Here is a 26,511-nt window from a genome sequence, read left to right as displayed (position 1 = left end):
TTGTTACCTATGACTCTTGTGCAGCAATCGACACATCAAACGCACCAGCAGCACGAGACGCATCCATTACTTTGATTAACATTTCTGTTGTCGCTTTTTTATCAGCCTGAATAACCACACTACCTTGTGGATTCTCTGCTTTTAAACGCTCGATATTTGCCTGAACTGCACGCACATCCACTTGACGTTTGTTGATCCAGATCTCACCTTTGTCAGAAATAGCAACTAAGATGTTTGCACGCTGCTTTTTAACGGCTGTCGCAGCCTCTGGACGGTTAACATCAATCCCCGCTTCTTTAACGAAAGAAGCCGTTACGATGAAGAAGATCAGCATGATAAATACAACGTCTAGCATAGGCGTCATGTTAATTTCTTCAGCTTCTTCTTCTTGAAACACTTTAGCTAATGGAGCTCTCATAAAATTTTCCTCTGGCTACTCGATTTAATGATCAAGTAGCATTTTGTCTTCTAACAGTTCTACTTCACGTTTTGCTTTGCGCTGTAGATATGTTGATGCAAATACGCCTGAAAGTGCACCGACCATACCCGCCATCGTCGGGATAGTGGCTTTTGATACACCTGATGCCATGGAACGCGCACTGCCGGTGCCTGTAATAGCCATCACATCAAAAACTTCGATCATCCCAGTTACTGTGCCTAGTAAGCCTAATAATGGGCACAAAGCCACCATCACGTTGATATAAGGCAAATTTGCATTCAATCGAATTCCCGCTCGTGAAATTTGTGCTTGGCGAATTTGCTCTGCGTTCCAGCTGTTTCTCTCACTGCGCGATTTCCACGCGCTAAGCAGTTCATTTTTGTATGTTCTGTAACGTCCAAATACAAACATAAAGCGTTCTAAAATCAGCAACCACATGGCAAAGATAATTAGGCCGATGACCAGGAGAACCTGGCCACCTGTATCTAAAAACTCTCGTAGCGCATTGATTGCTTCAACCAATAGGACCACGATTACGCTCCTTTTTCGCTTCGCTCTGCAATGATCCCCGCACTTTGCTCTTGAAGGATAAGTAGCAAGTTACGAGAGCGTGTATTGAGTAATGTGTACAAGAATACTGTTGGAATCGCGACTACCAGACCAAGTACCGTAGTTACGAGCGCTTGCGAAATACCACCAGCCATCAGCTTAGGATCACCGGTACCGAATAATGTAATTGCTTGGAAGGTGTTAATCATACCCGTTACTGTACCAAGTAGACCTAACAGCGGTGCCACCACTGAGATAATCTTAATCAGTGTTAGGTTACGAGTGATTTTTGGCATTTCACGTAAAATCGCTTCACTTAATTTAAGCTCTAACGTGTCGTACGCTACATCAGGGTACTGATCTTTCACTTTCATTACTCGACCAAGCGGATTGTCATCACGAGCGGTGCTATCTTTAAGTTGACGGTTAATTTTGGCACCCATTAACATAAGCGAGATAAAACGCTCTAGCGCGATGATGAGTGCGAGAACACCAACACCAAGGATCACATAACCCACAGCACCACCTTGATGAACCTGCTCTTCGGTATTAGGTGCTTGAACCAGTAGACCAAGGATAGAACCACCTGTTGGGTCCAGTGCAAATTCAACAACACCTGATTTAGCCGCTTGTAAATCTGCAGCCGTTTCTGTGAAGCGAGCTACCGGTTGACGAGTTAGTTCTGATATTGTGTTGGTTGCTGGGTTATAAGTTAAGTACTTACCATCGGCGATAAGGTTAAAGGCACCAACTCGTACCACTTCTTTGGTCTCTTTCGCACCACCAGCAACGATAACTTCGTTGTTAAAGCGAGTGATTTTTCCTTGCTCAGTCATTTCACGTTGCAATTCAAACCAAACTTTTTCGATATCTTCAATTGAAGCCAAACGAGATGTTGAACCCATTTTCTTCGCCATCTCATCCATAAATTCGCTACGACCAGGAATTTGTGCTGAAACAACCGACGTTTGGAATTTGTTACTTGAATCACCAGCGACTTGTTGCAACACGCCAAATAGTTCTTTTAAAGAACCCATTCGCTTTGACAACGTATCCGTTAAGTTTTGTAACTTAATTTCGTTTTCTTCGAACTGTGTTTCTAATCGCTCTGAACGCGCAAGCTCAGCATTACGTTTTTGCGTTAACTGGTTAAGCATCGCAACTTGTTGGTCTTGCTTTGCTTTAAACTCTGCTTCACGCGCTTGGTTTTGTTGACTTTGAGCTACCTGACCTTGCTCTAGCGTTTTAAGTAACGAGTCTAAATTCAACGCTTGCTCTGCAAATGCAGAAGTTGAAAGCGCTAGAGTTGCTGCCAGAACAGCGTGTTTGCTAAATTGCTTGATAAATTTCATGATGAACCTCTTATTCCGACGCGTGCACTGGAAGCGATAACATATCTGGGGCTAGTTGCTTACGCGCAATGCGTATGCCTTTTTTGATTTGGCTGATGCTTGTATCTTCTAGCGCTACAAACTTTTTAGACGCCTGATCCCAGCTGCCAGCAATAGAACCATCTTTTGTTACATAAAGTAGCTCCATACGACCGATCCGTAAGAAGTCAACTTCGCGCTCTTGGCCATCAACATTTAGCAATGCTGTATAAGCTTCAATGGTACGGCCATAATCAACTTCTACTTGATATGCTTCAAGTACGCGACGGAACTTCTCACTTGATGTTACGTCGGCTCTGTCCATCATTGCTCTAAGCTTAGATAAACGTTCAGCGCGTTCCTTTGGTAAAAAAGGTACATCTAGTTGAACGAACTGTTCTAAGCCAGTTATCATGCGAAGCATCAAAGGTGTAATTTGACGCTCGATTACCGATACCTGATCCATCGATGCATTAATCGCGTTCATTTCATCAAGTTGGTTTTTGATTTGTTTGTCTAATTGCGCGTTATAAACATTTAGTCCATCAATCTCTTTATTGAGCGTTTTGAACTTTTGCAAACGCGATTGCATTGAGTCTGCAATTGAATCTATCTTGGTTTGAGTCTTTTGTGCAGATTCATTAATTGCACTACTTTTTTCGACGACTTGGTTTAAGTCACTCGCTTGAACGCTTGACGCAGTTGCAAGCAATCCTGCCAACAACAGGGGGTTAACGCACTTCATCGCATACACCTTAAGTTTTGCTAGTAATTAAATTGGGTGCAGTTTAAGGGGGCTTAATGACAGTAGTGTTGCGCAAACAATACAGAAAAATGACAAACGAAATAAAAGGTACACAATACTGCGCGCAACCCTTTTATTTCCTGGTCTGCAATAATAATCAGGAATTAAAGACAAAAAAAGGCCTGCGTTAAATATGGCTGGCCTCTATGAAATTTAGACAATCATTTTAAACTTTAAACTTCATCACCATTTTTTCTAACTCATCAAACTGGGCTTGAAGCTGTCTACATTCGCCAAGTGTCGCATTTAAGTTCTCAGAACCCTGTACAGAAAGATCGCTAATATGATGAATATCGCTGTCTAAAGATTGGATCACCGTATTTTGTTCGTGTGTGGCACTTGCAACAGCATGGTTTACACCATCAATTGAGTCTATCGCATTACTCACTTCATGCATTTTTTCACCGGCTTGAGTGGCTTGCGAGGCGCTCTTAGCTGAATCTTCAAGCGACGACTTCATCACAGCAACAGCTGACGCCGATCCCTGTTGCAGTTCTATTATAGTGGCTTCGATTTCTTGCGTAGACTCTTGGGTACGCTGTGCTAACTGCCTCACTTCATCTGCGACCACAGCAAAACCTCGTCCGGCTTCACCTGCCCTTGCCGCTTCGATGGCAGCATTAAGCGCTAATAAGTTAGTTTGTTCACTCACCCCTTTGATCACTTCAAGTACTTGCCCAATACTTGCCGAGTGCTTGTCTAAGCTATCGACTGTTGATTGCGCTTGTGCCATTTTATCACTTAATGAAGCTATCTCTGAGATGTTTGCATTCAATGCGGTTTGACTATCAACGCTCAGTCGATTTGCCTCCGTTGCCAGTTCAGATGCATGGTTGGCATTATTTGATATCTCTACAGCACTTGACGAAAGCTCATTGATTGCAGTGGCAACATTGTCTGTTCGCTTGGTTTGGTCACTGTACATGCTCAAAGTAGATTGAGTTTGCGCAATTAGGCTCTCTACAGAGTGTTCAAGGGTAACCGTTGTATCTCTTACTTGAGCAATAGAGTCGTGTATTTTCTCTATAAACAGATTGAAGTAATTAGACAGCTCACCGAATTCATCTTCACTTTCTACATGTAAGCGTCTAGTTAAATCCCCCTCACCTTGTGCAATATCTTTAATCGCATAATTTAATTGCTCTACAGGCTTCATCAGGTACTTTAACAATAACTTCAGCATAAACACGATGACGATAACGCCCAGTAACATATATATGGCTGCCATATTTCTAAATGACGACACCGATGAATACGCTATCTCTTTATTAATTACAACACCTAAATACCAGTCAACATTTTTTATCCCTTGCATTTTAACAAAAGAGATCAAACGTTCAGTGCCATCAATTTCTTCTTCTACAAACTCACTTTGCAACTGTAAACGCTTCCCAAACAGCTCAGACATAGGTTTATCATTGAGCTTGGTGTTAGGGTGAGACAAGATGCGGCCTTCAGAGTCTAGTAAAAAGCCATAACCGAAGCCCAGAAAATCTATTTCATTGATAATATCAGTGATGGTTGCCATATCTATATCGCCACCCGCTACACCGAGAAGTTCACTACCGCTGGTTATTGGCACAACTGCTGAAATCGTCAACTCATTGGTGGTGACATCAACATATGGATTAGTAAAGGCTGTGCCGTTTTTTTCTTGAGCTAACTTATACCATGGTCGGGTTGTAGCATCGTAATCCGGTGGTAATACAATACTCGGATCATCAAGTATAAAATCACCTTCACGCATACCGATATACACATTTTTAAAATCCCCTGCAGCATCAGCAGTGGCCAAGCGCCTGAGGATTTGCTGTTTAGAATCTGATGCGCGATGCCCAAGCGCAACAGAGCCAACAATATCAAGCCTATCATTTAGCCAGTTAGCGATATTTTGAGACACGGATTCAGAAATCTCCTGAAGCACTAGGGTAAGTTGCTCTTGGGTTTGACTTCGCATCACAATAAAATTGTTGATGGTAAATAATCCTAACACCAGCACTAATACCACAGAGGCAGCAATGGTGACTTTGGTAGTGAACTTAAACGATTTAAACATTATGAGCCTATTATTATAAATTTTACGCTGAAACCCGTTGCCATAAGTTGCACACAACGTCTGATCAAATCAGGCTTTTATCCATATGTAACAAAATTAAACTGGTTTGTCTTATCGTATCGGTCAGTATCTGAGATTTTTTAGCAAAATTAGATAAATCATTTCTATTCGAACAAAAAGCGGACGATTCATTGCCTAATTTTCGATAACATCAAAAAGTATAGATTGAAAAATTTAATAAAGGCCAACCTCTGAAGTGGATTGTTAAACCTATATTCGCTTTGTTATGTACTTTGCACGATAAAAGGTAACAATTGGAACGTTCCTAATATTTTTAGTCATATCAGCGATGAATACGTATTCAGTCAAAGTAAAATTGCCAGTATGAAGAAACAAGAAAGGCAAGCGAATGCTTGCCTCAAGAAATTTGACGGTAAAAAGTAAACACGTTTACTTAGTTATGTTATGCCAACGATTAGCCCAGTTTACGACATTTAGACCATACCAAGCGATGTATAGGTAACAAACTAAAGGCACTATAAAGCTCACTTGGATATTGAGGCTGTCCGCGCACAAACCTTGGATTAACGGCACGATTGCGCCGCCTACAATAGCTAAGCATAGCCACCCTGATCCTTTACTGGTCAAAGACCCTAATCCTTCAATGGCTACTGAGAAAATAGTAGGAAACATAATAGAATTAAAAAGACCAATCGCTAACACCGCCCACATCGCCACATTACCACTAGATGACATTGTTAACGTCAGCAGTGCAACAATACAAAGCGCGTTAAATGTCAGTGCCTTTGACGGTGCGACTTTTTGTAACAACGCCGAACCAATAAAACGACCAACCATAGCACCGCCCCAGTAATAACTGATTAACTTAGCAGCAGCGTGCTCTTCAAGGCCTGCTATATTAGGCTGTGCAAAATAGTTAACTAAAAAGCTACCAATTGCTACTTCTGCGCCTACATAACAAAAAATGGCCCCAACCCCCATAACCAAGTGCGGCGCTGTCAATAAACTATGCCCTTTAGCCTTACAGTCTTGCTCTTCGCTATGTGACTCAATGGTTGGTAACTTTAAAAATGCAAAAACAACTGCAATTGTGAGTAACGCCCCTGCAAGCATTAAATATGGAACTTTTACCGACTCTGCCCCCGCTTCAGCTGCCATTGCGCCTGCAGTTCCAAAAAATAACAATCCCCCAACATATGGACCTACAGTCGTTCCTAGTGAGTTTAATGCCTGAGCCAAATTCAAACGACTCGATGCGGTTTTAGCAGGACCGAGTGCAGCTACATAAGGGTTTGCAGACACTTGTAGCACAGTAATACCAGAAGCCAGCACAAATAAGGCTCCTAAAAATAGCCAATACTCATGTACAACAACAGCAGGATAAAACAGCATACAGCCAATTGACGCTACAACTAAGCCAGTCAGCACACCATTTTTGTATCCAAGCTTTTTAACCAACGCACCAGCTGGTAAAGAAACAATAAAATAAGCACTGAAAAAGCAAAATTGAATCATCATTGCTTCGGTGTAGTTGAGGTCAAATACCCCCTTTAGTCTGGGGATCAATACATCGTTGAGGACCGTTATAAATCCCCAAAGAAAAAATAATGTGGTCATTGCACTGAGCGGTAACAAATAGTTTTTGTTTTCGTCATTACCTTGTGCAACGTAACTCTGATTTGTGTTTATATCACTCACAAGAAAAACTCCAATTAAAAGGATAAATTAGAGTTTACACGCAGTAACAATAAAGTCACACGTGCGAAGTTGGAACGTTCCACATTTGCGCGTGTACTATTTACCCATTTAATCCACGCTTTCTATGGGTTCTATAATTGACTCTGGTGGCACAATTTCATTTGCTCAATCAAAGCATGAGCAAGTGGCGATGGGGTATTATTCTTTGATGTTATTAATACAACGGGAATTTTATACGAATAACGATCTGGCAAAATAGCTTTGATTAAGCCCTTTTCTACCCAATAGCTGGCATAATGATCTGGTAAGTAACCAATGAATTGGCCTGATAAGATTAGATGGGCTATCCCCTCGTCGTGATATGCCACGGCCGTATTTTGGTAATTTAAGCCATCGTTGCGTGTTTCTTTGTCACGCATATAGTTACTGCTTACAACCTCCGCTTGCTGCAATAAGTTCTCAACGTTACTGGGTTCGCAAGCAAACAAAGGGTGAGAGATACCACAATATAAATAGTTATTCTCATTATAAAGTGGAAAATAATCGAGCCCACGCAAGTGATGGCGGCTCACACCTAAGCCGACTAAAGAGCGCCCATTTACAACGGATGTTTCAACTTCTCGAGCTTCACACACATTAATGTCAAATTGGATGTTATTACTTTTTTGCTTTAAAGCAGCTATCGCTCCTGCAACCCCACAACGTGGATCGCTGACCATGGTATCAATGACTGAGATTGTTGCACGTCCCGATAGCTCGTTTTTAGAACTTGCTACGGTTGTTGCAAATGCCTCACACTGTTGCATCAGCTCTAAAGAGGCTTGATACGTTATCCGCCCAGGTTCAGTAAGCTCAAAACCGCTGCGCCCACGTTTACACAGCTTTAACCCTAATCGCACCTCTAAGTCCGATAGATGGGAACTTATAGTGGAACGGCCAATATTTAACCGCGATTCAGCGGCTGATAAACCACCACATTCAACGATGGCAACAAATATTCTTAGTAAACGTAAATCAACGTCTTGAACCTGCATATGATGACCTTTATAAACAGTCAAACTTTTAGTTCGATATTATCGGAATGAATTACGATTATTATGCATTTATAAAACATCAGGCACAAGTTAGCATATCTGAATAATAGCGAAACATACGTCGCAACAAGATGATATTTGGGAGAATAATATGACGTTTAGATATGGTGTTGACCGTCTAAATCTAGATATTGTAAATGGTATTGCAAATGGCAGTATCAAAGCAGAACTTTGCCAAGAAGCACTAGATAAAATTAATAAAAGCCGTCGCAATGTTGAAAAAATGGCAGCATCAGACAAAGCCATATACGGTATTAACACAGGGTTTGGTCCATTGTGTGATACGCAAATTTCTCCTGAAGAAACGCATTTGCTGCAAAGAAACTTGCTGATCACACACGCAGTTGGTGTAGGTGAGCCAATTGCAAAACCAATTTCAAAGCTCATGTTGATCACAAAAGTACATGCGTTAAGTCAAGGCTTTTCAGGCATCCGTCTAGAAGTAGTTGAGCGCATGTTAAAGTTTATCGAGCTAGATTTAATTCCTGTAGTACCAGAGCAAGGCTCAGTGGGTGCATCGGGAGATTTGGCGCCACTTTCTCATCTGTTTTTACCCTTACTTGGTGAAGGGGAGTTCTGGCAAGGCGACAGCATGATACCAGCTGCACACGCACTGAAAGAGCATGGTTTAGAGCCACTAGAGCTACATGCTAAAGAAGGTTTGGCACTGATCAATGGCACACAATTTATCTTATCTCATGCTATTACAGCACTCACTAAAATGCGTTATTTGCTTGATTTAGCGGATCTTGCAGGTGCAATGAGCATAGAAGGTATGCAAGGTAGTCAATCTCCATTTAGAGAAGAGCTACACCAAATTCGAGCGTTTGCGGGCAATATTAAAGTAGCCGCTCGAATGCGTCGATTCTTTAAAGACTCGCAAAATATGGCTGCACATACCGATTGTGACCGTGTACAAGACCCCTATTCACTGCGCTGTATTCCACAGGTGCATGGTGCATCTCGCAATGCCTATAATCACCTAAAAGAACTTGCTGAAATCGAGATGAATTCAGTCACCGACAACCCAATTGTGATCAGCGAAGAAGAAGCTATCTCAGGCGGTAGTTTCCACGGCCAACCTTTGGCAATGGTATTGGATTATGCATCTATCGCAGCGGCGGAATTAGGTAATATTTCTGACAGACGTTGTTACTTACTACTTGAAGGCTTACACGGCTTACCGCGCTTATTGACGACATCGGGTGGTTTGAATTCGGGCATGATGATCCCACAATACACCACAGCAGCACTAGTGACTGAAAACAAATCACTGTGTTTCCCGCCGTCGGCAGACAGCGTACCTACGTCAATGGGCCAAGAAGATCATGTATCAATGGGCAGCATCTCAGGGCGTAAGCTTAATCAAATTTTAGGCAACCTTGAAAAAATCTTTGCCATTGAGTTGATGTATGCGGCGCAAGCAATTGAGTTTCGACGCCCGAATACTTGCTCAGACTTTATTGAGGAAAACGTTAAAGTGATCCGTGCTAAGGTTGCCAAACTAGAAGAAGACAGATTATTAAAGCCTGATATTGATGCCATGATTGCGTTAGTCAAGTCTCAAGCATTTACTGTGAATTAAGGGAGAGTTGTGATGAATTTTCAAGAACAAATTAAACAAGGGATCCCAAGCGTTTTACCTGCGCCTAAGCCTTACCCTGCAGATGCCAACCGTGCGCCCAAGCGCAAAGACATTTTAAGCGCGGATGAAAAACAATTAGCAATTCGTAATGCGCTGCGTTATTTCCCAAAAGAATGGCATCAAGAGTTAGCCTCTGAATTTGCACAAGAGCTACAAGATTTTGGCCGCATTTACATGTACCGCTTCAAGCCAAATTACGAGTTAAAAGCACGTGCTATTTCAGACTATCCAGCCAAATGCGAGCAAGCTGCAGCTATCATGTTGATGATTGATAACAACCTCGACCCTGCAGTAGCACAGCACCCAGAAGAGCTTATTACTTACGGTGGAAATGGCGCCGTATTCCAAAACTGGGCACAATATTTGTTGGCAATGAAATACCTAAGCGAAATGGAAGAAGACCAAACGCTGCACATGTACTCAGGTCATCCTATGGGCTTGTTCCCTTCTTCAAAAGAAGCACCACGTGTAGTTGTCACTAACGGTATGATGATCCCCAACTATTCAAAGCCAGACGATTGGGAACGTTTTAATGCATTAGGCGTGACTCAATACGGACAAATGACAGCAGGTTCATTTATGTACATTGGTCCGCAAGGTATTGTGCATGGCACAACTATTACTGTCATGAACGCGTTTCGTAAAGTATTAAATAAAGGTGAAAGCCCTAAAGGCAAGATCTTCCTAACCGCAGGCCTTGGTGGCATGAGTGGCGCGCAACCTAAAGCAGGTAACATTGCAAACTGTATTACAGTATGTGCGGAAGTTAACCCTAAAGCGGCCACCAAGCGACATCAGCAGGGCTGGGTTGATGAACTTATCGACAATATGGATGCTTTGCTTGCGCGTGTTAAACAAGCACAAGCCAACGAAGAAGTCGTGTCAATTGCTTACATTGGTAACATCGTTGATGTTTGGGAAGCTTTCTATGAACACGATATATTTGTTCATTTAGGTTCAGATCAAACCTCACTGCATAACCCTTGGTCGGGCGGTTACTATCCGGTAGATATTAGCTACGAAGAATCAAACCGTTTAATTCGCGAAGAACCAGAGTTATTCAAAGAAAAAGTACAAGCAACTTTAAAACGTCATGCTGATGCTGTTAACAAGCACACGGCAAAAGGCACCTATTTCTTTGACTATGGTAATGCTTTCTTACTTGAAGCATCACGCGCAGGCGGTGATGTGATGGCTGAAAATGGCATCGACTTTAAATACCCATCTTACGTGCAAGATATTCTTGGTCCGATGTGCTTTGACTATGGCTTTGGCCCATTCCGCTGGGTATGTACCTCAGGCAAACCTGAAGACTTAGACAAAACCGACGCCATTGCCGCAGAGGTGCTAAACAAGATAATGGCAGAGTCTCCTGAAGAAATTCAGCAACAAATGCAAGACAACATCACTTGGATCAAAGACGCCAAACAAAACAAACTGGTTGTTGGTTCTCAAGCCCGTATCTTATATGCCGACGCACAAGGTAGAGCAGACATTGCCACAGCCTTCAATGATGCTATCGCGCGCGGTGAAATTGGCCCTGTGGTATTAGGTCGTGACCACCACGATGTGAGTGGCACAGATTCTCCATTTCGTGAGACCTCAAACATCTATGACGGCAGTCGCTTTACCGCAGATATGGCGATTCACAATGTAATTGGTGATAGCTTCCGTGGTGCTACCTGGGTGTCAATCCACAATGGTGGCGGTGTTGGTTGGGGCGAAGTGATCAATGGCGGTTTTGGTATGCTATTAGATGGTACGCCTGAGGCAGAAGGTCGCCTAAAATCGATGCTATTATTTGATGTAAACAACGGTATTGCACGTCGTAGCTGGGCCCGTAATGAAGAAGCTAACTTTGCCATAAAGCGCGAAATGGCTCGTACACCCAAGTTAAAAGTAACGCTCGCGAATAACGTTGATGATGAAATTTTAAATAACTTATCACTTTAAGCGGTAAATCACAGAGTTATTCCATAGCTATGGGATAACTCTGACTTAAAGAGGTTTTTATTAGTGTTTACGAGCGTTTTGAAAACAAAAAGCTTAACCAACGATCTTAATCACAATCGTACGTTGGCCAGCTAGCCACATAATCTTCAAACTCATTTTCCAAGTCAACCGTATTATCTTTAGTCACACGCCCTTTTACGCTAATGCCAGCTGCGTGCATTTTGTCTTTACTGCCATTGTTTAAAAGTGGATGCCAGCTAGCAAGCCCTCTGCCTTCATGTAAGCGACGGTAACTGCAACTTTGTGGCATAAAGAAAATGTCTTTCAAATTCTCTTTGGTCAATTTAACGCATGATGGCACCAGTTGCTGTCGTTCACTGTACCTTGTACAGCCGCAGGTGTTGTCGTCGATATATTGGCAAACTAAGCTGGTATAAATAAGTGTTTCACCTTCTCGCAAAAAATCGGTGCTCGCGAAGTCTTCGTCTTCCTCATGCTCACTATCTATAAAGCTATTAAGGCAACATTTACCGCAGCCGTCACAAATGGCTTCCCATTCTTGTTGATTCATTTGTTCAAGGTTTTTTATTTGCCAAAACGGTGCGTCTGTCATGCTACTTAAACCACTTTTATATTAAACGCTGGAGTTTACTTAAATATAAACAGCGACGCAAAGATCACACAACATCATAGGCAAAACTTTTTGGTAAGCTCAGTTCGACACTGATCCCGCCAAGTAAGCTGTTGTTTGAGGTAATTTCGCCATGATGAGCCTGAATAATCTTTTTACATACGGCTAATCCCATTCCTTTACCGCCTAGTAAAGTATTTCGAGAAGGCTCTTGTCTAAACAGTGGTTCAAACAGCATTTGATGCGCTTCGTAAGATAACGGGCTACCTGAATTCTCGACTCGGATGACCATGTTGTCTTCGTTTTCTATAAAGCTCAACATGATTTCTACACGACTACCACCAAACTTAACGGCGTTACAGACAACCTCCTCCACTACTTGAGTAATGGCTTTTTTGTCGATAAACAACGACTCTAATTCTCTTATTTGACAGTTAAGGCTCAATTGTTGATTTTTTAGATCCAATTTCTGTAAACACAAGTGGTGTACTTCATTGATAAAAGGTCTAATTTTCGTAGCTTGAATATTCAGCCCGTAGTGCAAGTCTTTTGAGTCGCTGACTAACATTAGGGTGTTGATAAATTCATTCAATTCATCAATTTTGTCATGTAACTTGCGATAGGAATCATGCACATTGTCGACGATATTATGTTGCAAAGACTCAACCTGAATCTTCATAACCGTCAGTGGCGTTCTCAGTTCATGAGATAAATCGGTAAATAATCGCTGCTCTTGCTTTTTCACTTGCTCTGATTGTTGCTTTGAAAAACGTTGTTCCTGTAATACCGATTGATTTAGCGCGTTTACTTGATTTTGCAAATGATAAACGAGTTGGTATTGAACAGACTTATGTTGCACCGCCATCGCAACCGTGAACAAGCACACCTCGATTGAGTAGCCAATTTTAATATACGTTGAAATTTCAAACACTGAGAAAACGTTGCCAAAGCTTGCACCCAGTATAGTTAAAACGTTAACGAATAAAACGTGATTAAACAGGCTGATAGCGAATATTTTTATACCAGGTGCGCGCTGTTTAAAACACCAATAACAGGTATACAGAAACACCAAAATAATAAGCGAACTGGCAAGTAAATTGTAAAATACACTCTGCAAAAGCAGCGCTAAAGGTACCAATATAAGATAAATTAAAATACACCCTATATAGATCTTATCGAGAAAGGCATGATAGTGCTCTAACTGCAGAAAGCTTCGTACAAAAAGTAAGTGAAATATCGGCACCAAGACCATTAACAAAATTGAAAACGTATTGGCAAACGCCCCTAAGTTTGGCCAAAAATATTGGTAGGTGAACCCAGCCATATCCGTCACGATAAGCAAAAACATGCACGTCCAAATGGCATAAAATACATTAGTTAAATTGCGATTAAAGTATAAATTAACTATAACAATCAACAAAATAGCCATAACAATACCCGCTATCACAGCGTTATTAAGTATGCTCAGTTGTGCGGTTTGATTAAAGTGCTCTGGCGAGTGAATGACTATTTTGGCAGGTGCGTTTGCAAACGTTTGATACTTTACAAATAATGTTTTTCTTTGATTGGCTTGTAACTTGATAGGCACATACATTTGTGGATGTTTTAGGGGTCGATCAAAAAAAGTGCTTTTTTCATCTAGCTTAATAATTGTTGCGGACTCTTCAAGCCAATACATTTCTAATATCGGTAAACGCGCAAAACCAAACGAGACATACCAATCCTCTTCATCGGTAGTGTTAAACAATTCTACTTTAGCCCATTTCCAATATGGTTTTATATGTGGCTTTTGTGTCGAGTAAGGTTTTAGAATTCCAGTTAGAGACTGCAACTGCGAGACAGATGTGATTTGTTTATCATAGTCATGAAAATATAAGGCGGATTTCTTTAGCTCGTATACGCTTTGTTTATCTGATAGTTCAATAGCGTTTGCCTGAACAAAACTGCTCAAGACCCAACCTAAAAGTAATGTAAAAAGACGTGTTAGTTTCATGTGCCTACACAAGCCAATCTCGGTGCAGACAATTTTATAAGTTAAAAGTGTAGTAATTGTGGAGAAAACACCGCTAATTATGTGTTTTCCCCACTCAAAATAATACTAAATAATTACTTTTATAACATTTGAGGAATAGCTGCTAGGTATCCCTCTTCACTGTAATTAGTCAAAGCTCACAGTGGCTGTATCTGATGGCATAATTGCTTGAGAGCCATCATCATCAACGACTGTTGCAGTTACATTATTTACATGTGGTGAGCTAGTTACTATAGCGGTAAATTCACAGCTATAGCTATCACCAGCTTGTGTTGCTGGCTGAATTACCTGTGGTACTGAACAGGTTGTCGATTGAATATTGCCAGCTACAACTGTGATATCACCAAACATGTCGTCTGCCAATTGAGTAATAGTTAACGACTCGGCATCAGAATCATTAGAGACTGAAACTTGATAAGTCGCGATTACTTGTGTGGCCGTTTTAACTAACGTTGCCGCAGGCGGTGTGTTTTGTATATTGACCGTCGCATCGTCAAAACCACTGACCACTTCACCATCATCATCTAAACCAGATACACTCACAACATTAGTGACTGAGGTGTTGCCATTACCAGCAACATAAGTTGTGATTGTACAGGTATATGAACCACTTGGTGTAATTACCTGTGGTAACTGACAGCTGCCTTGACCATTAATTGAACCGAGCTTGTCATCGTCTGCAACATCTATCGTTACCGCATCAACACTTGATGTGTTGTTGATAGTATAGGTATAAGTCACAGAACCACCAGGCTCATCTATAACCAACGGAGATGCTGTTTTGATAACTTCAATGCTAGAAGGAGCATTGAGAATAGCAACGGTTGCTGAGTCACTCGCACTGACTGGATTGCCCTCATCGTCTGCACCAAGCGCAGTAATTGTGTCTGTTTCGGAATCACCAGCATTGCCAACTACATTCACTTGAAAAGAACACGAATAACTGGCACCAACATTAATCAGTTGAGGGATAACACAATCACCTTGGCCGTTGAGGTTACCATGAATGTTGTCTACTAAAGATGTAATAGTCACAGGGTCAGAGCTTGCAGGGCTTGTGTTGTTAATCACCACCGAGAAAGTAACTAAACCACCTGGCTCTAACATTGAAGTTGGATTGGCTGTTTTATCTAATGAAATACTTGGCAAAGAGTCAATTAGCGTAACCTGTGCCGTATCTTCGCCACTTAAAGAATTACCATTGTCATCAATGCCCGATGCTGTAACGATATCCGTTTCAACATCACCTGCATTACCTAAGATATTGGTAGTAAATTGACAAGTATATGTATCTACACCACCAACATTGCGGTCATCCGCGGGGATCACTTGAGGCACACTACACGTTGTACTTAGAATTCCATCGTGACCCGATGTGGTAATATCGCCATAAATGCTGTCACTCAAAGTATTTAAAGTGACGTTGTTATTTGGGTCAATACCAACGTTAGTGACTGTTACAGTAAAGGTTGCGTTGCCACCGGGCTCAACCAAAGTGGTAGGATTTACAGATTTGCTTACAAGTAGCTCAGCAGGTGGTACTGCAATTGGAATATTGAACGTATCATCACACTTACATTTCGAAGGGGAACCTGGGAACGCATCACTTGGATTAACGCACAGCTCATTGGCACCCGACTGTCTCCAGCTTGTGCAATAAGGTATATTTAATTGGCCGTCGTTATCAGGGTCAACACATGTTGCAGTTAACGTAAATGTTGGAGAAAGCGGATTAAAATCAGGCTTACTAATGTCTCCACATTCATCTTGAACACCTGACGGCGTGTTTGTACCTGGCAATGGATCATCGATACCATCTAAATCTAGCCAAGGTGGAGATGGCTGGAATGGTAACGTAGAAATACTACATTGGCCGCTTACGGCACCATCTTTATTGGGGTCACCATCGGTTACAAAATAGATACCCACGTCATGGCGCTCTTTTGACGTTGTTTCAATATCAAATGTAGCTGTAAACTCAACTGTGTCGCCTTGATATGCACACCCATCATCTAGTATTTGTAACTTTGGAGTACCATCGGGATTACTCGCAACTCCAGCAATTCTTACATCATTTGCAGTACACTGAACGGCAAAACCAGCGGTTTCCTCCATACATCCAGCAAACTCAGTACCAGTTGCATATGCACCTAGACTAAGAGATGTACTTGCAAGCGTTATTAGCCCCACCGCAAGGCCTCTTAGCTTTGTTCTCATACTCGTATTAAACATTTATATACTCCTTCATAACCATTTAAATATTCGAAATTTACCTACAGAAACATGCTCACTTTTGGATAAACACTTACTTTGGGTTACAGAAATTAAAAACCATACTTTTAGGCTATCTCTTCCTCCTCTCTCCTTTTCGATAAAAATATCTGAAAGTGACAGATTCAATAAAATTCGATTAAGCCAGCATTCATCTTTTAAGATGATAGATTAAAGCTCACCTTTACATTAAATAAACCAATAATTAACTAAATATTGATCTTGCTTGAATTTTAAGCAGAAACAGTAGGGTTAATCTTGTGTTTACTGGTTAACAATCCCGAACATTGCAACAATTAACTGGTCGACATACGCCTGTTTTACTTGAATAATTCATTCCGATACGCAAAATAGTTTATGCAATAAATATCAACTTTTAGATTTATAATTCCAAAAAACTAACAGATTGGGGACAATGAACAAAATTACTCTTTTTTACTAGAACCCAGAAAAATACGAATAAAGAATTACTTTCCCGCTTATCCTAAATTTATTTCGTTTAAAAAAACGCCACTGTCGTTCATGCGAGACTAACAAAATCTCTAAACTGAAATATTTCTGTAATAAACTGATGTTGTAATTCGCGCTCCTGAAATAAAAACGTCATCAAATTGTCATTTTTGGTGAGTAGTAAAAGAGAAGTATTATGCGTAGTTCCGCAAACTCTGGCCTTTATAAATTTTTAAATTGGGCTGCGATCGCCCTACTGGTTTATTTAGTTTTAGTCGCTGTCAGCACAGTCAGTGGGGGTTTTAAAATCGCTTCTGGAGGTAGTGAAGGTGCAAAAGAAATTTTTGCGTTTGCAACTAATCCGTTTGTCGCTTTATTGTTGGGCGCATTGGCAACCGCGCTAGTGCAATCCTCATCAACTGTAACGTCTGTTATTGTTGGCCTTGTTGCAGGAGGATTACCTATTCATATTGCGATCCCTATGGTAATGGGTGCAAACATAGGTACAACTATAACCAATACACTGGTTTCTATTGGTCATATTCGTAATAAAGAAGAGTTTCAAAGGGCATTTGCAGCGTCAACGGTACATGACTTTTTTAACCTAATTGCGGTTGCTATTTTCTTACCTCTAGAGATCATGTTTGGGATACTGCAAAAGCTTGCGGCTAGCTTATCTCACATTTTTGTTGGCGATGCGGACCTATCATTAAAAAGCTATAACTTTATTAAACCATTGGTAAAACCGGCCGTAGGTTTAGTCAAAGATGCTTTAGGCTTTTTGGACGGCAAAGCACTTGGTATTGCGATGGTAGTAGCAGGAATAGGCCTAATTCTATTTGCAGTGACCGCTTTAGGTAAATTACTTAAAAAAGCATTGGTTGGTACTGCAAAAGATATTTTGCACAGCGCTATTGGTCGAGGCCCTATCGCCGGTATAGGCTCAGGCGCAGCGGTTACAATTATGGTACAGTCATCTTCTACAACGACAAGCCTAATGATCCCATTAGCAGGCAGTGGTGTATTCAACACCCGTCAAATTTATCCATTCACACTGGGCGCAAACATTGGCACAACCATTACCGCTCTGCTAGCGGCCACTTCGATTACCGGTCCTGCAGCGGAAGTTGCACTCACTATCGCATTGGTACACGTGATGTTTAACGTATTCGCGGTAGCACTAATATATGGTGTTCCTGTATTGCGAGAGCTGCCAATCACCCTTGCTGAAAAGCTTGCTCACATTGGTGCTAACAACAAATCAGCGGCATTAGGTTATGTATTAGGCTCATTTTTTATCCTGCCAGGTATTATTATGATGGCGGTAAGGTAAACGGCGCATACTTGAAAAACCACATGCTTTAGGTTTGGAGATTCTGAAACAAGTTCAGAATGACGAAACAAGTTCAGGATCTCTTAAACCAACATATTAACGCCCAACTGTGGCGTTTTTTGTTCCTGTCAGTTCACTTTTAACTCAAACCTCTACATAAAGCACAAAATTCGTGTTATTTTTGCCGCCCTAATATGGAAACACCTAATCATCAATAAGGATAAAAGAATGATTAACAACAGCGGGAGTTTGCTCAAAGCAGCATGCGCATCTTTTTTTATAAGTAGTGCAGTAAACGCAGCGAGCATCGAACAACAATACCCAGTCACCGAGCAAGTGTTATTAAGTGATGGCACCGCCGTGAGTATGCCATTTCGTATATCTGGCAATCTAACCAGCGCATTTTTATCAATTATTAAAACCAACCAAGCTAAAAAGTTTATTGCTCACGGTGAGTTTGAACCAATAGAAATAGTATGTAATGGTACTGGCACTAATCAAAGTATTGGCGTGTTGTACTTTCAAGATATAACTCAAAGCCCAGTAGGCGCGTATGCTGAGACGGTTAACACGATTGCTGTAAAACGAAAATCAGCCCAAGCTCTACCTCTTCCCTGCCTACCAAAACACGCCAGTAAACAGCAGCAAATGCAATATCTACTCGCTGCACAGCAAATTATGGCGCAAGCCAATGAGCAAAATATACAACAAGGCGTGCCATCAGATTATGCCATGTATAATCAAGATCTTGAGCTAAACAACACGCTTGCAATCAAAGCAGGTTTAGAAATTTGGGGATACCCAAAGTCGTTAGCAGAGATAAATTATTGGATTGGCAATCATTATGTTGACCTACAGGTAGCCGACATTCCCGATTATACGCCTATTGTAGAGCTAAGCTATTTAAGAAACATTGGCACTCAAACCCCGCTGTATAGCGCAGGAGATAACGTTTTACCTCAGCACCTTACACCAAGCGAGGATAAAGCAGCTCAACTAAAAGGTATCTTAGAGTCGAAATCTGGTTGGGTGCAGCCATTTATTGGCTACTTTTGGGTTGGGCCATCGCGCAGTAACACAGCAATCGCATTGAAAAAAACGGGGTTTTACCCTGTCGCTATTGTTGAATATACGAATGTGTCAGGCGCAGCGCTAGCCCTTTACGGCCAATAAGGTTATTAAAATAGCAGTTAACGTTTAACTGCTATTTTTTCTGCTTTGCTCCATTAAAAGCTGCATGACCTTCTTATGTGCCCTTCAATAACATTCATATTCCTACCGTATCACCACGCATGAAAGTGATTTAAGGTGACTTTGCAGGAGTACAAAGTCTTTATCACCAGACTCATATAGAATAACTATGCAACCTGACTCTACCTTGTATTAATACCAATCAAACTACTGCAAAATAAACTGCAAAGATAAGCAGGCCCTAGCGCGTATTGTTTCGCAAATCCATGTTCTCACAGCACGCTAATAAATAGCGCTTGATCTGAATCAATTACGTCTATATATTAAAGTTTCAATAATTACTGAAACTTTAGAACAATGAATTTATCTCCTAAAATTGAGAACTTTGTACTGCACTGCGGTGAAATGGGGAGTCGCTGGGGCTTTAACAGAACCATAGGGCAAATGGTCGCTCTATTAGTGATCCACGAACAACCTCTGACCGCCAACGAAATTGCAGAGTCACTTAAAATCAGCCGAGGCAATGTCAGTATGGGGATTAAAGAGTTGCAATCTTGGCAGCTTGTTAAAGTGACCCATATTCCTGGTGATAGAAAAGAATACTACGCCCCCAATGGCAGCATTTGGGACTTAGCCAACCGTGTTTTTGAAGAACGCAGAAAGCGCGAAATAGACCCAACCCTTTCTTTGCTTCGAGATCAAATACTTGAAGGAAGTGAAAGCCCTGAAGAGGAATACGCTCAAAATCAAATTCAAACTATCCACGATTTACTAGAGACCATTACTAAATGGTCTGCAGAGTTACAACGTTTATCCCCTGAGCAATTACAAACGCTGATGAAGTTAGGCTCTTCTGTAAGTAAAGTGATTGATTTAAAGGATAAATTGCTTAAAAAATCTTAATCGCCGAGGTGCGTCATGCTTGATACCTTGCTGTTGTCGCGAATACAATTTGCCGCCAATATTAGCTTTCACATTCTATTTCCTACTATCACCATTGCATTAGCGTGGTTTTTAGTTTTCTTTAAAGTTAGATACGATCGAACACAGCACCCTGTTTGGCTAAGGGCCTATCGTTTTTGGGTGAAAATATTTGCACTCACCTTTGCCTTGGGTGTCGTCAGCGGTATTACCATGTCGTTTCAATTTGGCACAAATTGGCCCGGTTTTATGGAAAAAGTTGGCAATATTGCAGGCCCTTTACTGGGCTATGAAGTGTTAACTGCATTTTTTATGGAAGCCACGTTTTTGGGCGTGATGCTTTTTGGCATGAAACGTGTGTCACCAAGAGTACACACTTTAGCAACCATTATTGTGGCTGTTGGTACTAGCCTATCAGCATTTTGGATATTGTCGCTCAACTCCTGGATGCAAACTCCAACAGGGTTTGAAGTCAGAGATGGAGTGGTGTTTCCAACCGATTGGTTTGCGGTTATCTTTAATCCGTCCTTTCCCTACCGACTTGCCCATATGCTATTAGCTAGTGGCTTAACCGCCTCATTTCTAATCGCAGGGGTTAGCAGCTATAGACTATTAAAAGGCGACGATAAAAAAGCCCCACAACTGACTTTAAAAGTATCATTAACTGTCGCCACTTTATTGGCACCTCTACAAATGTTTGTCGGTGATTTACATGGCTTAAACACTTTCGAACATCAACCACAAAAAGTGGCTGCAATGGAAGGGGTTTGGGAATCAGAAAAAGGCGCCCCACTGCTACTTTTTGCCATTCCCAATGAGAAAACCAAATCAAATGATTTTGAAATTGCGATTCCCAATATGGCGAGCATTATTTTGACCCATGAAAAAGATGGTGAGATCAAAGGGCTAAACGAATTTCCAAATGCTACACCTCCTGTAAAGCCCGTCTTTTTTGGCTTTAGGATCATGGTGGGTATGGGCCTATTGATGATAGTAGTTGCTGTGTACTTTCGATATACGCTTTGGCGCAACAACACACTTGCACCATGGCAACTTAAAACGCTCGTGGCCATGAGCTTTTCCGGTTGGCTAGCCACTTTAGCTGGCTGGTACGTAACTGAAATTGGCCGCCAACCATTCTTGGTAACTGGTGTGTTGCGTGTTGAAGATGCCGTCACTGCAGTTGCCAGCGACAATGTTTTGATATCGCTGGTTGCCTATTTAACGATCTACACACTACTACTTATCGCTTACATCAGAACGCTTTTTTACACGGCTGACAAATCAGTAGAGGTTGAAGAATATCAACGACCCTCAATAGAGGAGAATAATTATGCTTGATGCACACGCACTGTCTTTTGTCTACGCGTCGCTTATGGCGCTGGCAATATTACTTTATGCGATTTTAGATGGGTATGACCTTGGAGTCGGCATCTTATTACCAACCGATAACGAAGCACATGCCGATACGATGATTGCCTCAATCGGCCCATTTTGGGATGCAAACGAAACATGGCTAGTATTGGCGGTTGGATTAGCGCTCATCGCTTTCCCGCTGGCTCACAGCATGATTTTACAAGCGCTTTATCTACCTGTGACAGTCATGCTGATTGGTTTAATCATTCGCGGCGTTGCTTTCGATTTTAGAGCCAAAGCTAAAACAAAACGCAAATCGATGTGGAACAAGCTCTTTAAAGTTGGTTCTATCATCAGCGCATTTATGCAAGGCTATATGTTGGGTTTGTACGTTATGTCCTTCGAAACCAATGCGTTGGCTATGACATTTGCACTATTAAGCGGTGTGGGAGTCGTTGCTGCATATGCACTCATTGGTGCTGCTTGGTTAATTCTAAAAACCCAAGGACAGTTACAACTCGATGCAATTAGCTGGTGCCAAGTGTCAACACGTATGGCATTTTTTGGTGTCATTGCTGTATCGGCGGTAAACCCGATTATTAACCACAGTGTATATGAGCGCTGGTTTACCTCAGACATATTTTTACTGATTTTACCTATTCCCATTATTTGTCTTGCGTTATTTGTATTATTAGACCGTATTTTAGTGCAATTAAAGTCACAGCCCAATGTAGGGGCATGGTTACCCTTTTTGATCTCAAGCGTTATTTTTGTGCTGTGCTTTTTTGGCATTTTGTACAGCTTTTACCCATACGTCGTGCCGGGTAAACTCACCATCTTTGAGGCCTTAGCTGCACCTGAATCACTTAACTTTTTACTATATGGCGTGGTAGTTGTAGTACCGACAATTCTTGCATATACCGCATTTTCGTACCGTGTGTTTTGGGGAAAAGTGCAGCCACTTTCATATTATTGACATTAAACATATGTAAAACAAAGTAAAAGTTCATTACACACTTGTAGGCATTTAAGCCACACCAAAAAGGTAGCATGTTGGAGTGCTACCTTTTTTATTTGCCTCTAAACATTCAGTTTGTGCAATTAAAGTGACCAAGCAACTCATAGATCGCTTTGTAATTATTCTATACAGTTCGTTACCTATGTACTCTGTATGACTCTCAAAAAGTTAACGCTAAGGGTAGTAAATTATTCAGTCAAATTTGAGCGCCTAAAAACATTGTTGCTATTTATTCATATTACTGTTTTTTATTCGAATTTTCTTCAAATCCTTGTTGTTGACAGCGTTGATATTCGTTGCTAATTTTGCGACGACATCACTTGCTATAGCATTAAACATATCAAGTGATGAACAGTCCCTAATGGGAGTTTTATACGCTAATGCAAATGGCTTACAGCAAGTAACCATTTAACAAGGACGAATATTTGTGAACTCAATTACTGTCGCTATCTTCGATGTTAACAAAGCAGGCATCTTAGCGGGGACACAGAATAAATCGGCTCGAATTCTTCACACTCTTCTGCAGAATCAGCGCAATATAAAAACAATCATCGTCACCGGTAAAATGATACGACAGAACAAACTAAAAGACGTTGATGTTTTTGTTGTTCCTGGCGGTGGTGTCGTTTTGTATCAGCAATGGGTCCTTGGCTTGTATGGCAGAAAAATTATTCGCGACTTCGTACGCAATGGAGGCGGATACTTTGGCATTTGTTCTGGAGCATTTCTTGCGACAAATGCTCGTTTTGGCTGGCTTTCGTTAGTAGATGTAAAACTGCATGATATGAAACACCAAAATCGCGGTGGTGGCCTTATCAATGTAAAACTCAATACCGACCGTGCACGGGCTGTCTTTTCCCCAAAGTGGACTCAACGTGTTACGCATCCGGTGCTCTACTGGCAGGGCCCACTGATGCTTATACCTGAAAATGATGAGCTAACACAGGCTAAACACAAACAAGGCTTTGGTACTATAAATGAGATAGCTTCGTTTGGTACAGTTATAAAAGCCGAAGACGCAGAAGATGAAAATATTCGCTTTCCTGAATACTTTAGCGATGAGCATATGACTAATCACACAGCTTGTATTAGCACAACCTTTGGCAAAGGCCGTGTTTTTTTATCTAGTCCACACCTAGAACACTCAAGCGAAACTCAAGGCATGATCCCCGAAATTATACGCTGGACAGCACGAGAAAAGGCGCTTCACGTTCAATCAGAATTAAGGGTGACGATGGGCGTGATCATTCAGTAAACTCTTGCAAGCTAGCGCTAAATAAGCGTCTTTAAACTTTTTCAGTATCTTTAACTACCTTGATAAATCGAACTTACATAGAGTGTCTAGATAAGCAATACAAACAAAAAAAGCCATGGCAACTTGTACAAACATACGAGTTATCATGGCCTCAACTAAATTCTAACTAGTGCAAGCGCTTAGATTTTTGGATATCCGATTCTGTCAGATAGGTAGCCTACACTTGTTGCAAAATAATACGAACGATTCCAATGCATCAGCGCCTTGTAGTTATCATACGCTAAATACATACGGCCATTGATATCATCGGGCATAACCAACGCGGCTGTAACATTCACCTTAGGTAAGTCGCTACCATCAGTACGACGCAAACCAAGTGCTTGCCAGTCCTCTAATGAGCGTTCAGAGTCTTTCCAATACTCTAGCCACTGTTTACGTGTTTTTGTGCCACGCTTTAACACATATTTGTGGTCAAAGTTTTGCGGTAACTTAACTTGGCGTCCCCAAGTTAAGTTGTCGTTCCAACCTGCTTGTTTTAGGTAGTTTGCTATGGAGGCAAAAGCATCCACCTGAGTGGTCCAAATGTCTTTGCGACCGTCTTTGTTGTAGTCAACAGCATAAGAGTTAAACGATGTTGGCATAAATTGCGTTTGACCCATCGCGCCAGCCCAAGACCCTTTAAAATCTTCAAGCGTGATATGGCCCTCTTTTAAGATATCGAGCGCCGCCCATAGTTGGCGTTTATACATATCCTCTCGACGACCATCAAAGGCCAAAGTTACTAGCGCGCTAATAACAGGGTAACCACCTTGAATACGACCAAAATTACTTTCTAAGCCCCACAATGCAACGATAAAGCGTGCTTGTACGCCATATTCTTTGGCTATTTTTTCTAAAATCGTTTGATGCTCTTTATAGAGCTTGCGCGCTTGGTTTATTTTCCATTGCGGCACGCGTTTTGGTAAATAAGTTTCAAGTGTTTCGACTATTTCTGGTTGGTTTTTATCATTGGTAATGACTTTTTTCTTAAACTTAGCAGTTGAAAACGCTTTCTCAATCAACGCTTGGTCATACCCTTTGGCCTGCGCTTCCACTTTTAGTTCTGCAACGTACTTTTCAAACTTCTCTTGTGTGTTAGCCCAAACGGAGCTAGATAAGCATAGCGCGCTTACTAGCACAGTTAATTTTTTAATCACTGGACGCTCCATTTTGTTTTTTAAATTGGTCTAGAAGATTATCTTCCGGTGGCGGAAGCTGTAAGTAAAACCCATCACTGCTTAATTTTTCCTTAACTTGTGCAATATCGGCCATCCCCAGTCTGTTGCGTTTTGATAAATCGAACATCATAACGTACTTGGGGCGTCCAAACATGGCCATTAATGGCTCAGGTATTTTAGAAAAATCATCTCTTTTTTCTATATAAAGGTAGGTATCCGCTTTTTTTAAGCTTTTATATACAGCAGTGAGCATTATAACCCTATAAATTCTTGCTTATGTCTAATCGGCACTATACCATGACAGTCATTGTATTTGGAAAGTTTTACGACTTACAAACGTTTAAAATACGGGGCCAAAACAACAATTATGCTCATGAATATGTCTATGAATATGTCCATGAAATACGCCCTTGCTTACCTGAGTATTCTTTTTTATAAAAATACAGCTTTGGGTTTGCTTAAGTATAAAGTCTGCATTTTATAGAGCGCTTATGTCAGAACAAACATTTGAGTTAAAAGGAAATCTTTTTACCTTGTCTGTATTGCACTTGTTCTCAGTTGACATCACCCAACTAAGAAAAGAGCTAGACGAGAAAATTTCCCAAGCACCTAAGTTTTTTATAGGAGCCCCCATCGTTATCAATTTAGCAAAACTACATGACACCAATGTCGACTTTGCAACGCTAAAACAAACACTCATTGACTTGCAATTGAACCCTGTAGGTATTTGCAATGGCACTGAGCAACAAAATGAAGCGGCAAAGGCAGTTAAGCTATCAGTATTAAACTACAGTAAAGATAACGCGAAACCAGTTCAACCTAAGCAGAACAACACTGAAGTGGTTGAAGTTGAAAAAGAAGTTTATCTACCGCCACAAATCGTTCAGACCACGGTCAGATCGGGTCAGCAAATCTATGCCAAAAACAGAGATTTAATTGTTTTAGGTGCCGTTAGCCACGGTGCAGAAGTTATTGCTGATGGTAATATTCATATTTATGGTACTTTGAGAGGCCGAGCGATTGCCGGGGCTCAAGGATACGACGAAGCAGCAATTTATTGCCAGCGTCTTGAAGCCGAATTGGTTTCTATTAACGGCAGCTACTGGATCAGCGACTCTTTACAAGGGGAACTGTGGGGTAAAGCTGCACAAGTAAAACAAAAAAATGATTCTTTAGAAATAACAGCTTTGGTCAAAGGATAAATCA

Annotated in this window: 21 protein-coding genes; 9 read left to right on the top strand and 12 right to left on the bottom strand. The window is 41.2% G+C overall.

Annotation, left to right across the window (positions count from 1 at the left end):
- Window positions 1–7: 7 nt before the first annotated feature.
- From HG263_RS06630 to HG263_RS06600, 7 genes are all read right to left on the bottom strand, one after another.
- Window positions 8–418, bottom strand: coding sequence for an ExbD/TolR family protein (locus HG263_RS06630; protein WP_070982912.1), 411 nt, complete (start codon window positions 416–418; stop codon window positions 8–10).
- A 24-nt stretch (window positions 419–442) separates the two neighbouring features.
- Window positions 443–970 (bottom strand): MotA/TolQ/ExbB proton channel family protein, encoded by a 528-nt coding sequence (locus tag HG263_RS06625; protein WP_171625288.1) that lies wholly within the window; start codon window positions 968–970, stop codon window positions 443–445.
- Window positions 971–972: 2 nt separating this feature from the next.
- Window positions 973–2,340 carry a MotA/TolQ/ExbB proton channel family protein gene (locus HG263_RS06620; RefSeq protein ID WP_171625287.1) on the bottom strand — a complete coding sequence of 456 codons (1,368 nt, stop codon included), beginning with the start codon at window positions 2,338–2,340 and terminating at the stop codon, window positions 973–975.
- A gap of 10 nt (window positions 2,341–2,350) precedes the next feature.
- Window positions 2,351–3,103 (bottom strand): DUF3450 domain-containing protein, encoded by a 753-nt coding sequence (locus HG263_RS06615; RefSeq protein ID WP_171625286.1) that lies wholly within the window; start codon window positions 3,101–3,103, stop codon window positions 2,351–2,353.
- A gap of 226 nt (window positions 3,104–3,329) precedes the next feature.
- The gene (locus HG263_RS06610; protein ID WP_171625285.1) at window positions 3,330–5,219 is read right to left on the bottom strand and encodes a methyl-accepting chemotaxis protein; all 1,890 of its coding nucleotides are present in this window, start codon (window positions 5,217–5,219) and stop codon (window positions 3,330–3,332) included.
- Window positions 5,220–5,669: 450 nt separating this feature from the next.
- Entirely contained in the window at window positions 5,670–6,938 is a 1,269-nt protein-coding gene (locus tag HG263_RS06605) for a glucose/galactose MFS transporter (protein WP_171625284.1), read from the bottom strand.
- A 131-nt stretch (window positions 6,939–7,069) separates the two neighbouring features.
- The gene (locus HG263_RS06600) at window positions 7,070–7,972 is read right to left on the bottom strand and encodes a LysR family transcriptional regulator (RefSeq protein WP_171625283.1); all 903 of its coding nucleotides are present in this window, start codon (window positions 7,970–7,972) and stop codon (window positions 7,070–7,072) included.
- Between the two features lie 151 nt (window positions 7,973–8,123).
- Between HG263_RS06600 and hutH the strand changes: the two genes are divergently transcribed.
- Together hutH and hutU are read left to right on the top strand one after the other, a co-directional pair.
- Window positions 8,124–9,617 (top strand): histidine ammonia-lyase, encoded by a 1,494-nt coding sequence (gene hutH, locus HG263_RS06595; RefSeq protein WP_171625282.1) that lies wholly within the window; start codon window positions 8,124–8,126, stop codon window positions 9,615–9,617.
- A 12-nt stretch (window positions 9,618–9,629) separates the two neighbouring features.
- A complete protein-coding gene (hutU, locus tag HG263_RS06590) occupies window positions 9,630–11,630 on the top strand; it encodes a urocanate hydratase (protein WP_171625281.1) in 2,001 nt (666 codons plus the stop codon).
- Window positions 11,631–11,736: 106 nt separating this feature from the next.
- On the opposite strand, the gene HG263_RS06585 is transcribed toward hutU, so the two are convergent.
- The 3 genes from HG263_RS06585 to HG263_RS06575 all read right to left on the bottom strand — a co-directional run bounded on the left by HG263_RS06585 (window position 11,737) and on the right by HG263_RS06575 (window position 16,525).
- Window positions 11,737–12,243 carry a YcgN family cysteine cluster protein gene (locus HG263_RS06585; protein WP_171625280.1) on the bottom strand — a complete coding sequence of 169 codons (507 nt, stop codon included), beginning with the start codon at window positions 12,241–12,243 and terminating at the stop codon, window positions 11,737–11,739.
- Between the two features lie 64 nt (window positions 12,244–12,307).
- Window positions 12,308–14,254 (bottom strand): sensor histidine kinase, encoded by a 1,947-nt coding sequence (locus HG263_RS06580; protein ID WP_171625279.1) that lies wholly within the window; start codon window positions 14,252–14,254, stop codon window positions 12,308–12,310.
- 165 nt (window positions 14,255–14,419) lie between these two features.
- Window positions 14,420–16,525, bottom strand: a complete 2,106-nt coding sequence (locus HG263_RS06575; RefSeq protein ID WP_171625278.1) for a CLIPPER-2 domain-containing protein — start codon at window positions 16,523–16,525, stop codon at window positions 14,420–14,422.
- A gap of 685 nt (window positions 16,526–17,210) precedes the next feature.
- Between HG263_RS06575 and HG263_RS06570 the strand changes: the two genes are divergently transcribed.
- The 6 genes from HG263_RS06570 (at window position 17,211) to HG263_RS06545 (ending at window position 24,088) form a co-directional block, all read left to right on the top strand.
- Window positions 17,211–18,347, top strand: a complete 1,137-nt coding sequence (locus tag HG263_RS06570) for a Na/Pi symporter (RefSeq protein WP_171625277.1) — start codon at window positions 17,211–17,213, stop codon at window positions 18,345–18,347.
- Window positions 18,348–18,575: 228 nt separating this feature from the next.
- Window positions 18,576–19,520, top strand: a complete 945-nt coding sequence (locus HG263_RS06565; protein ID WP_171625276.1) for a hypothetical protein — start codon at window positions 18,576–18,578, stop codon at window positions 19,518–19,520.
- 375 nt (window positions 19,521–19,895) lie between these two features.
- A complete protein-coding gene (locus tag HG263_RS06560; RefSeq protein ID WP_171625275.1) occupies window positions 19,896–20,441 on the top strand; it encodes a GbsR/MarR family transcriptional regulator in 546 nt (181 codons plus the stop codon).
- 15 nt (window positions 20,442–20,456) lie between these two features.
- Window positions 20,457–21,800 carry a cytochrome ubiquinol oxidase subunit I gene (locus HG263_RS06555; RefSeq protein ID WP_171625274.1) on the top strand — a complete coding sequence of 448 codons (1,344 nt, stop codon included), beginning with the start codon at window positions 20,457–20,459 and terminating at the stop codon, window positions 21,798–21,800.
- Complete coding sequence (locus HG263_RS06550; RefSeq protein ID WP_171625273.1) at window positions 21,793–22,791, top strand: cytochrome d ubiquinol oxidase subunit II; 999 nt, start codon at window positions 21,793–21,795, stop codon at window positions 22,789–22,791. Before HG263_RS06555 ends, HG263_RS06550 begins: the two co-directional genes overlap by 8 nt.
- Before the next feature lie 469 nt (window positions 22,792–23,260).
- Window positions 23,261–24,088, top strand: coding sequence for a BPL-N domain-containing protein (locus HG263_RS06545; protein ID WP_171625272.1), 828 nt, complete (start codon window positions 23,261–23,263; stop codon window positions 24,086–24,088).
- Window positions 24,089–24,267: 179 nt separating this feature from the next.
- Here HG263_RS06545 and HG263_RS06540 read toward each other — a convergent pair whose 3' ends face one another.
- Window positions 24,268–25,284 (bottom strand): lytic murein transglycosylase, encoded by a 1,017-nt coding sequence (locus HG263_RS06540; RefSeq protein WP_171625271.1) that lies wholly within the window; start codon window positions 25,282–25,284, stop codon window positions 24,268–24,270.
- A complete protein-coding gene (locus tag HG263_RS06535) occupies window positions 25,277–25,558 on the bottom strand; it encodes a YcgL domain-containing protein (RefSeq protein WP_171625270.1) in 282 nt (93 codons plus the stop codon). Before HG263_RS06535 ends, HG263_RS06540 begins: the two co-directional genes overlap by 8 nt.
- Window positions 25,559–25,796: 238 nt before the next feature.
- Between HG263_RS06535 and minC the strand changes: the two genes are divergently transcribed.
- On the top strand, window positions 25,797–26,507 hold the full coding sequence (gene minC / locus HG263_RS06530) for a septum site-determining protein MinC (protein ID WP_171625269.1): 711 nt from the start codon (window positions 25,797–25,799) through the stop codon (window positions 26,505–26,507).
- Window positions 26,508–26,511: the final 4 nt, after the last annotated feature.

The organism is Pseudoalteromonas caenipelagi, from assembly GCF_013140855.1.
In the GTDB taxonomy this organism is placed as follows: domain Bacteria; phylum Pseudomonadota; class Gammaproteobacteria; order Enterobacterales; family Alteromonadaceae; genus Pseudoalteromonas; species Pseudoalteromonas caenipelagi.
The sequence above is the reverse complement of the archived record's forward strand: the minus strand, read 5'-3'. Positions and strand labels throughout refer to the sequence as shown.

Excerpts from the sequence above, each read along its gene's own strand:
- HG263_RS06615 (WP_171625286.1), bottom strand. The coding sequence starts at position 3,103 with ATGAAGTGCGTTAACCCCCTGTTGTTGGCAGGATTGCTTGCAACTGCG.
- HG263_RS06565 (WP_171625276.1), top strand. The coding sequence starts at position 18,576 with ATGATTAACAACAGCGGGAGTTTGCTCAAAGCAGCATGCGCATCTTTT.
- HG263_RS06535 (WP_171625270.1), bottom strand. The coding sequence starts at position 25,558 with ATGCTCACTGCTGTATATAAAAGCTTAAAAAAAGCGGATACCTACCTT.
- HG263_RS06620 (WP_171625287.1), bottom strand. The coding sequence starts at position 2,340 with ATGAAATTTATCAAGCAATTTAGCAAACACGCTGTTCTGGCAGCAACT.
- HG263_RS06570 (WP_171625277.1), top strand. The coding sequence starts at position 17,211 with ATGCGTAGTTCCGCAAACTCTGGCCTTTATAAATTTTTAAATTGGGCT.
- HG263_RS06575 (WP_171625278.1), bottom strand. The coding sequence starts at position 16,525 with ATGTTTAATACGAGTATGAGAACAAAGCTAAGAGGCCTTGCGGTGGGG.
- HG263_RS06560 (WP_171625275.1), top strand. The coding sequence starts at position 19,896 with ATGAATTTATCTCCTAAAATTGAGAACTTTGTACTGCACTGCGGTGAA.
- HG263_RS06610 (WP_171625285.1), bottom strand. The coding sequence starts at position 5,219 with ATGTTTAAATCGTTTAAGTTCACTACCAAAGTCACCATTGCTGCCTCT.
- hutH (WP_171625282.1), top strand. The coding sequence starts at position 8,124 with ATGACGTTTAGATATGGTGTTGACCGTCTAAATCTAGATATTGTAAAT.
- HG263_RS06630 (WP_070982912.1), bottom strand. The coding sequence starts at position 418 with ATGAGAGCTCCATTAGCTAAAGTGTTTCAAGAAGAAGAAGCTGAAGAA.
- HG263_RS06555 (WP_171625274.1), top strand. The coding sequence starts at position 20,457 with ATGCTTGATACCTTGCTGTTGTCGCGAATACAATTTGCCGCCAATATT.
- HG263_RS06580 (WP_171625279.1), bottom strand. The coding sequence starts at position 14,254 with ATGAAACTAACACGTCTTTTTACATTACTTTTAGGTTGGGTCTTGAGC.
- HG263_RS06600 (WP_171625283.1), bottom strand. The coding sequence starts at position 7,972 with ATGCAGGTTCAAGACGTTGATTTACGTTTACTAAGAATATTTGTTGCC.
- HG263_RS06585 (WP_171625280.1), bottom strand. The coding sequence starts at position 12,243 with ATGACAGACGCACCGTTTTGGCAAATAAAAAACCTTGAACAAATGAAT.
- HG263_RS06550 (WP_171625273.1), top strand. The coding sequence starts at position 21,793 with ATGCTTGATGCACACGCACTGTCTTTTGTCTACGCGTCGCTTATGGCG.
- minC (WP_171625269.1), top strand. The coding sequence starts at position 25,797 with ATGTCAGAACAAACATTTGAGTTAAAAGGAAATCTTTTTACCTTGTCT.
- hutU (WP_171625281.1), top strand. The coding sequence starts at position 9,630 with ATGAATTTTCAAGAACAAATTAAACAAGGGATCCCAAGCGTTTTACCT.